A 7,244-nucleotide genomic window follows, 5' to 3' on the forward strand; every position below is an offset into this window, starting at 1 on the left:
TAAATATTATGCCACCTTTTCTATTAAATTATTTCTTTAATCTCTCAGCTAATTTTTTTCCTTCTTCTTCATATCCCGGTTTTCCCAGAAGAGCAAACATGTTTCTCTTATAGTCTTCTACTCCGGGCTGATTAAACGGATTAATACCAAGAATATATCCGCTTACTCCGCATGCTTTTTCAAAAAAGTAAAACATATATCCCAAATGATATGGCGTAGCTTCCGGAAGCTTTAACAGAAGATTCGGTACTCCGCCGTCTATATGTGCAAGAACTGTCCCGTCACAGGCTTTTTTATTGACATAATCCATTGTTTTTCCTGCTACAAAATTCAATCCGTCAAGATTATCCTTATCCTCTTCAATAAGAAATTCCACTTCGGGCTTTTCTATGCTTATTACTGTTTCAAACATTGTTCTTTTTCCGTCCTGTATATACTGCCCCAAAGAGTGTAAATCAGTAGAAAAATCAACAGATGCAGGGAATATTCCTTTTTGGTCTTTTCCTTCTGATTCTCCAAAAAGCTGCTTCCACCATTCAGATACAAAATGCAGTCTTGGCTCATAATTCACAAGGATTTCTATATCTTTTCCTTTTCTGTGAAGAATATTTCTTATAGCAGCATACTGATAGCAGATATTATTTTCAAATGGTGCTCTGAAATCTACCATTGCATCTGCCGCACCTCTCATTAATTCATCTATATCTATTCCTGCCGCCGCTATTGGAAGAAGTCCTACTGCTGTAAGTACTGTAAATCTTCCGCCTACATCATCAGGTACTACGAATGTTTCGTATTTTTCCTCATCAGAAAGTTTTTTTAATGCTCCTCTTGCTTTATCAGTAGTAGAGTATATTCTCTCTCTTGCACCTTCTTTACCGTATTTTTTCTCAAGAAGATTCTTAAATACTCTGAAAGCGAGTGCAGGTTCTGTAGTTGTTCCTGATTTTGAGATAACATTGATGGAAAAATCTCTGTCTCCTATTACTTCGATCAAATGCTGCAGATAAACACCGCTTATATTAGTTCCTGCAAAATATATCTCAGGAGATTTTCTTTTTTCTTTGGATAATTTATTTGCAAAAGTGTGAGATAAAAACTCAATTGCTGCTTTAGAGCCCAGGTAAGAACCGCCTATTCCTATCACCACAAAAACCTCAGAATCGCTTTTTATTTTCTCAGCGGATTTTTTTATTCTTGCGAATTCTTCTTTGTCATAATTTTCAGGCAGGTCTATCCATCCTAAATAGTCATTTCCTGCACCTTTTTTTTCTTCAAGGTACTTTACTGCTGTCTCTACTTGCGGTAAAAATTCACTTAATTCGTGATCATTTATAAATTTTTTTGCAAAGTCGTAACTAAATTCCAGTTTCATTTTCTCCCTCCGATATGCTTTTTGATTTTAGTATAACAGAATATATGAGGTTTTTCAATTATTTTATATCATAATTTTTTCTTATTGTGATATAATGTAAGCAGTATTTCAGCACTCTGGAATTAAACGAGCAAGTCATTTTTTATTATAAATTTTCCTGTATAATATTTCTTTCAAATTTCTTTTTTCATTTAGTTTTTTATAAAATAATTATTTTTGGAGAGGTGATAAAAATGCCTAAAGTTTCAAATATTGAGCTTATAAAAATAGGAAAGCAGCCGGTTTTATCAGTAAGAACAATTACGAATGCCGCCAATCTTCCTTCTGTTATCGGGGAAAGTTTTAGAAAAATAGCAGATTATCTGACGGAAATCAATGAATTGATGTCTGATGTACCTTTTGTAGCTTATCACAGTCTTGATCCCGAGGATATGGATATAGAAGTAGGTTTTCCGGTTCCAAGCCCGCTTTCGGGAAAAGGCGATATAAGAGCTTCCTTTTTTCAGGAGGGTTTTGCTGTTTTCTCCATGTTCAGAGGTTCTTACGGAGACATGGAGCCTTTATACAGCGAGATGACAGGATGGATAGAGGAAAACGGCTACAGGTTTTCCGGAGCATATTATGAATTCTATTATAACGGAATAGAATTTCCCGAAAGTGAACTGCTTACCAAAGTTCTTATTCCTGTTTCAAAGTAAATAATTTATTTACAGATAATAAAAAAGCTGCTTCATATGAAACAGCTTTTTTTATATATAATCTAATATTTTTTCAAATGGCTGGGCTGAATGGATTCGAACCATTGCATGCTGGAGTCAAAGTCCAGTGCCTTACCGCTTGGCGACAGCCCAATAATGATACAAAAAAGATTATATCTAATTTTTCCTTATCTGTCAAGGGATTTTTTCATTTTTTTTGAATTCCTTTAATAATCTTCTTGTTTTTCAGGACTTTTATCTCTGTTGACCTGTATTTTTTTTAGTGCTATACTAAAAATATAGAGAGAAATTATAAATAAATTTTTTTAAGAGGTGATAGTCTATGAATAAAAAATTTTTACCTATTAAATCAACTTTTTTTGATGATTTGATTAAAAGAGATAATTTTTTCAAAGATAATCTCTTTGACGATTTTTTAAATTTCAAATCTTCACTTCCGGCACTTAATGTTTCAGAAGATGATTATAATTATCAGATTGATGTTGCTTATCCCGGAGCAAAAAAAGAAAATTTTACCGTTCATATAAAGGATAATAATCTGGTTATCAAATATGAAAATAAAGCTGAAAATAAAGTAGAAGAAAAAAATTATCATAAAAAAGAGTTTTCTTCTGAGTCATTTATAAGAACTCTTGAAATACCCCAAAACTGTGATATTGAAAATATCAAAAGCAAATATGAGGATGGTGTACTCAATATAAATATTCCTAAACTGGAAAAACCAGAAGAAAATATAAAAATTGTGGATATCGAGTAACAGATATTCAATATGTAAAAAGGCTGTGATTAAATCACAGTCTTTTTTACATAAAAAGAAGCTGACTGAAATTAATCTGTCAGCTTCTTTTATTAAAGGGGTATATGAAAAAATTAATTGCTCTCGTTAACTATGGTATAATTATAAAACTATTTTCTTTATTTTTCCTTTTTATAATCTTTTTTTATTTATATATATAAATATTTTCTCTTACTCAAAAAAATAATCCTAATAACAAAAAATCTGCTGTATCGGTTACACAATACAGCAGATTATCTATATAATTATTTTATTTACCTACACAAAAATTACTGAATACATGATCTAATATATCCTCAGAACTTATTTCCCCTGTAATTTCCGATAAAGAATCAAGTGCTTCCTTAAGATCCACTGATATCAAATCCATAGGCATTTCAGAATCAATTGTTTCAAATATATTTTCTACTGCCTCTTTTGTTTTTTCCAACGCCGATTTATGTCTTATATTGGTAATTACAAGCTTTTCAGATGAATCCTCCACGTCTTCTTCGAGAATATAATTATATATCCGTTCTTCCATTTCTTCTATTCCAGTTTCTTCCTTTGCAGAAATTTCCAGTATCTCACCATCGAAAAAATCAATATTTTCTCTGGTTATTTTTCTTGAAAGATCGATTTTATTCAGGAGTATTATTGCTTTTTTATTATTTTCCCTTATAAGCTCTATTATCTGATGATCATCCTTTTCGAGCTCTCTTGAAGCATCAAGAACAAAGAGAATGAGATCACTTTTTTCAATAATTTCCTTGGATTTTTCTACACCTATATTTTCTACCAGATCCTCTGTTTCTCTTATCCCTGCTGTATCCACCAGTACAAGAGGTATTCCTCTTACATTTATCACTTCTTCTATTATATCTCTTGTCGTCCCCGGAATATGGGTTACTATAGCTCTTTCTTCTTTTAAAAGAGAATTCAGAAGAGTTGATTTTCCTACATTTGGTTTTCCAATAATAGCTGTCTTTATGCCTTCTTTTATCTTTTTCCCCTTATCATAGGAATTTATTAATTTATTTATTTCTGTATGAACATTTTCAAGATTATCCCTTAAATGTGCAGGAAGCGGTTCATCAATTCCCTCCTCCGGATAATCAAGCACAACATTTACATGAGCTGTTACATCCAGAAGAAGTTTTTTCAGATTTTGTATTTTGTCTCTAAGATCGCCTCTCAGCTGTTCAAGCGACAGGGATATGCTTTTCTCTGTTTTTCCCTGTATAATATCCATTACTGCCTCTGCCTGAGAAAGATCTATTCTTCCGTTCATAAATGCTCTTTTGGTAAACTCTCCCTTTTCAGCATGCCTTGCACCTTTTTTCAGAACAAGTTCCAGTATTTTTTGTGTTACAAGATAACCGCCGTGGCAGTTTATCTCCACTACATCTTCACATGTATAGGTTTTCGGCCCTTTCATTCTGACCGTCATTGCTTCATCAAGCATGTAATCTCCGTCATATATAAATCCATAATTAAATTTATAAAAACCCAAATCTTTATTTGGGTTTTTTGCTTTAAATATTTTATTTAATATTTCAAAAGAGTCGTCACCTGAAATTCTTATAATTCCTATACCGCCCTCACCTCTCGGAGTCGATATAGCAGCTATTGTTTCAAACATATTCTACCTCTTCTTTTTTATAACTAAACATCTCTTTGGCTCTTCACCCACGCTTTGAGTTTCCAGTTCTTTCATGAAAGAAATTTCCTCATGAATTATCTTTCTTTCTCTTGCTGACATAGGGTTAAGCTTAATCGAATTTCCTGTTTCCAGTACTTTTTCTCCTTTTTTACGTGCCAAAGCTCTTAATGATTCTTCTCTTTTATTCTTATAACCGTTTGAATCTATTACTACTTTTACATTCTTTACCATTGTTCCTATCAGATACTCAAGACTGTTTAATGTAGTTCCTTTTTCACCTATAAGATATCTTATGTCTTTTCCTTCAAGATTTACTATGTATCTTCCGTTTCTGTTCTGTATATTTTTTATGTTTACATTTAATTTGGAAGCTACTATAAATTCCTTGATTATCGCTCTAAGCTGATTTTCAACACTGCCTTCATTTTCTTTTCTTTCAAAGCTTTCCGGCTTTTCTGTTTTTTCTCTTGGTTCTCTAGGTTTTTTTATTTCTTTTGGAACTCTTTCCTGTGTTCTTTTTTCTTTTTCTCTTGGTTTTTCCTGTACCTTTTCCTTCACAGATTCTTTTTTTTCTGTCTGAGCTTTTACTGTTTTTTCTGCTTTTTTTATTTCATTAATTTCTTGTTTTTTCTTTTTATCTACTACTCGTATTTCATATTCACCCTCGATATTAAGGAATAAAAATTTTTTAGGTTTTTTCAGTACCATAATTTCAAAAGTTTCATTTTCCTTTAAATGAAGGATGTTTTTAGCCATTTGTTCTACTTCTTTTTCACTTTTGGCTCGTAATTTTATTACCTCATCCATTAATTTCTTCCTTTCATAATGAAAAACTGTTGGATAACTGCTAATAAACTCGAAGTAAACCAGTATAATGAAACCCCTGACGGCATATTATATGTCATTACCAGAATTACAAGCGGTAATGTATAAAGCATTGTCTTCATTTGAGGATTACTGTCCTGTGTTCCTGTACTCATCATTTTTTGTTGGAAAAAAGTAACAACTGTATTTAGTAACGGAAATATATTAATAGCTGAAAACATACCTGTAAATGGCAGCTTTACCAAAGCATCAGGCTGTTTTAGGTTAAACCACAAAAAAGTGGCATCATTGGGTATTGAATTTGCGTCATTTAGTACACGAAATAATGTAATAAAAATACACATTTGTACAAATAAAGGCAAACACCCTGCCATAGGATTTACCTGATTTTTCTTATATATTTCCTGCATTTTTATCTGCATTTCCTGAGGATTATCTTTATATTTTTCTCTTAATTTATCTACTTCCGGCTGGATATCCCGCATTTTTTTCATTGATTTTTCTTGTTTTATAGTCAATGGCAGGATTATAACTCTTATTAAAACTGTTAGTAGAATTATTCCTATCCCATAATTTCCGGTAAATTCTGATAATTTCTTTAATGTTGTTAAAAATACTCCCTCTAATGGACCTATTCTCATATTTTCCTCCAAAAACTTATTTTAATGGATCATATCCTCCTTTATGAAAAGGATGGCATTTTAGAATTCTTATCAGTCCTAAATATAGTCCTTTTAATGCTCCATATTTTTCTACTGCCTGTTTAGTATATTCCGAACATGTAGGATAAAACCTGCATCTTCTTCCCAAAAAAGGGGAAATTGCTTTCTGATAAAATTTTATGAGGAAAATAAATATTTTTCTCATTTTATAATTCCTTTCAAAATATCTTTCTCCATAGTATCATATTTTAGGGAATCTATATTATCTTTTAAAACAGCTTTTCCTATAATAATATAATCATAATTTTCTTTAAATTTATTATAGTTTAATCTGACAACTTCGCGGAACAGTCTTTTTATTCTGTTACGCTTAACTGCATTTCCAGTTTTTTTACTAGCTACGAACCCAAACCTTTTTTCATTTAAATTATTGTTTAGGAAAATTATTATTACATATTTAGTATGTTTTTTTTGTCCTTTTTGGTAGACTTTTGAGAATTCCTTTTCTTTTTTTAAAGTTATCATAAGTTTATATCCTTATATTCCTTCTTTAAAGAGTTTTAAAAACCCGGTGCTTATTTATGAATCACCGGGTTAAGCACATAATTGTTTTCTACCTTTTGTTCTTCTTCTTTTAAGGACTGATCTTCCGCTTTTTGTTTTCATTCTTGCTTTAAACCCATGATCCTTTTTTCTTTTTCTCTTGTTTGGCTGAAATGTTTTTTTGCTCATTTTACAGACTCCTTCCTAAAGTTATAATAAATTATACTATATAAAAATTTATTTCACAAATTGTTATAGTTAATTACGATATATCATAATAAAAAAAAAGAAAAAAGTCAAGTTTTTTAATTGGAATTTAGCATAAAAGACTTGTTTTCATTGAAATTAAATTTTTATTTTAAAATTTTAAATAATTGTATTTCTGCTTTTATATTTCTTTTTATATATTATCAGATATTATAAATCGTTTTTAGAATGCTTTTTTTCTTTGAGAATTGATAGAGTTTTTTCATATAACATGTTTTTGTTTTCACAGTGTCTTAGCTGATTGCTGGAATTTTTTATCACAAAGTTATTTTTACATGCATTTCAGATTTATTTTTATTATGTGAAAAATTTTCAAATGAATTTTCCGGATTTTTTGACATGCTTTTTTCTATCGGATTTTTTTTTCCACAGAGCATATTATTAATAAAATAAAAAACATTTCTATTATTATTAT

At 30.6% G+C, this 7,244-nt stretch carries 9 protein-coding genes and 1 tRNA gene; 2 read left to right on the forward strand and 8 right to left on the reverse strand.

Translation table 11 applies throughout. The features are described 5' to 3' along the window. Positions 1–28: 28 nt before the first annotated feature. A complete protein-coding gene (locus STERM_RS20515; RefSeq protein WP_012863537.1) occupies positions 29–1,375 on the reverse strand; it encodes a glucose-6-phosphate isomerase in 1,347 nt (448 codons plus the stop codon). A gap of 233 nt (positions 1,376–1,608) precedes the next feature. Here STERM_RS20515 and STERM_RS20520 point away from each other — a divergent pair, with 233 nt between their 5' ends. Next, positions 1,609–2,073, forward strand: a complete 465-nt coding sequence (locus tag STERM_RS20520) for a GyrI-like domain-containing protein (RefSeq protein WP_012863538.1) — start codon at positions 1,609–1,611, stop codon at positions 2,071–2,073. Between the two features lie 78 nt (positions 2,074–2,151). On the opposite strand, the gene STERM_RS20525 is transcribed toward STERM_RS20520, so the two are convergent. Then, positions 2,152–2,226: transfer RNA gene (locus STERM_RS20525), tRNA-Gln, on the reverse strand. A gap of 190 nt (positions 2,227–2,416) precedes the next feature. Between STERM_RS20525 and STERM_RS20530 the strand changes: the two genes are divergently transcribed. Then, positions 2,417–2,851 (forward strand): Hsp20/alpha crystallin family protein, encoded by a 435-nt coding sequence (locus tag STERM_RS20530; RefSeq protein WP_012863539.1) that lies wholly within the window; start codon positions 2,417–2,419, stop codon positions 2,849–2,851. 289 nt (positions 2,852–3,140) lie between these two features. Here STERM_RS20530 and mnmE read toward each other — a convergent pair whose 3' ends face one another. From mnmE to rpmH, 6 genes are all read right to left on the reverse strand, one after another. Continuing rightward, complete coding sequence (mnmE, locus tag STERM_RS20535) at positions 3,141–4,511, reverse strand: tRNA uridine-5-carboxymethylaminomethyl(34) synthesis GTPase MnmE (protein ID WP_012863540.1); 1,371 nt, start codon at positions 4,509–4,511, stop codon at positions 3,141–3,143. Between the two features lie 3 nt (positions 4,512–4,514). Next, a complete protein-coding gene (locus STERM_RS20540; protein WP_012863541.1) occupies positions 4,515–5,339 on the reverse strand; it encodes a Jag family protein in 825 nt (274 codons plus the stop codon). Further along, positions 5,339–5,998, reverse strand: coding sequence for a YidC/Oxa1 family membrane protein insertase (locus STERM_RS20545; protein WP_012863542.1), 660 nt, complete (start codon positions 5,996–5,998; stop codon positions 5,339–5,341). The genes STERM_RS20540 and STERM_RS20545 overlap by 1 nt, the downstream gene beginning before the upstream one ends. A gap of 16 nt (positions 5,999–6,014) precedes the next feature. Further along, entirely contained in the window at positions 6,015–6,224 is a 210-nt protein-coding gene (gene yidD, locus STERM_RS20550) for a membrane protein insertion efficiency factor YidD (RefSeq protein ID WP_012863543.1), read from the reverse strand. Then, positions 6,221–6,544 (reverse strand): ribonuclease P protein component, encoded by a 324-nt coding sequence (gene rnpA, locus STERM_RS20555; protein ID WP_012863544.1) that lies wholly within the window; start codon positions 6,542–6,544, stop codon positions 6,221–6,223. The genes yidD and rnpA overlap by 4 nt, the downstream gene beginning before the upstream one ends. Positions 6,545–6,613: 69 nt before the next feature. Next, the gene (rpmH, locus tag STERM_RS20560; protein WP_012863545.1) at positions 6,614–6,751 is read right to left on the reverse strand and encodes a 50S ribosomal protein L34; all 138 of its coding nucleotides are present in this window, start codon (positions 6,749–6,751) and stop codon (positions 6,614–6,616) included. Positions 6,752–7,244: the final 493 nt, after the last annotated feature.

Origin of the sequence: Sebaldella termitidis ATCC 33386 (genome assembly GCF_000024405.1) — a bacterium.
GTDB lineage: Bacteria > Fusobacteriota > Fusobacteriia > Fusobacteriales > Leptotrichiaceae > Sebaldella > Sebaldella termitidis.

Bases quoted from the DNA above. Each gene is read 5' to 3' on its own strand.
- STERM_RS20515 (WP_012863537.1), bottom strand. From the start codon at position 1,375: ATGAAACTGGAATTTAGTTACGACTTTGCAAAAAAATTTATAAATGAT.
- STERM_RS20520 (WP_012863538.1), top strand. From the start codon at position 1,609: ATGCCTAAAGTTTCAAATATTGAGCTTATAAAAATAGGAAAGCAGCCG.
- STERM_RS20530 (WP_012863539.1), top strand. From the start codon at position 2,417: ATGAATAAAAAATTTTTACCTATTAAATCAACTTTTTTTGATGATTTG.
- mnmE (WP_012863540.1), bottom strand. From the start codon at position 4,511: ATGTTTGAAACAATAGCTGCTATATCGACTCCGAGAGGTGAGGGCGGT.
- STERM_RS20540 (WP_012863541.1), bottom strand. From the start codon at position 5,339: ATGGATGAGGTAATAAAATTACGAGCCAAAAGTGAAAAAGAAGTAGAA.
- STERM_RS20545 (WP_012863542.1), bottom strand. From the start codon at position 5,998: ATGAGAATAGGTCCATTAGAGGGAGTATTTTTAACAACATTAAAGAAA.
- yidD (WP_012863543.1), bottom strand. From the start codon at position 6,224: ATGAGAAAAATATTTATTTTCCTCATAAAATTTTATCAGAAAGCAATT.
- rnpA (WP_012863544.1), bottom strand. From the start codon at position 6,544: ATGATAACTTTAAAAAAAGAAAAGGAATTCTCAAAAGTCTACCAAAAA.
- rpmH (WP_012863545.1), bottom strand. From the start codon at position 6,751: ATGAGCAAAAAAACATTTCAGCCAAACAAGAGAAAAAGAAAAAAGGAT.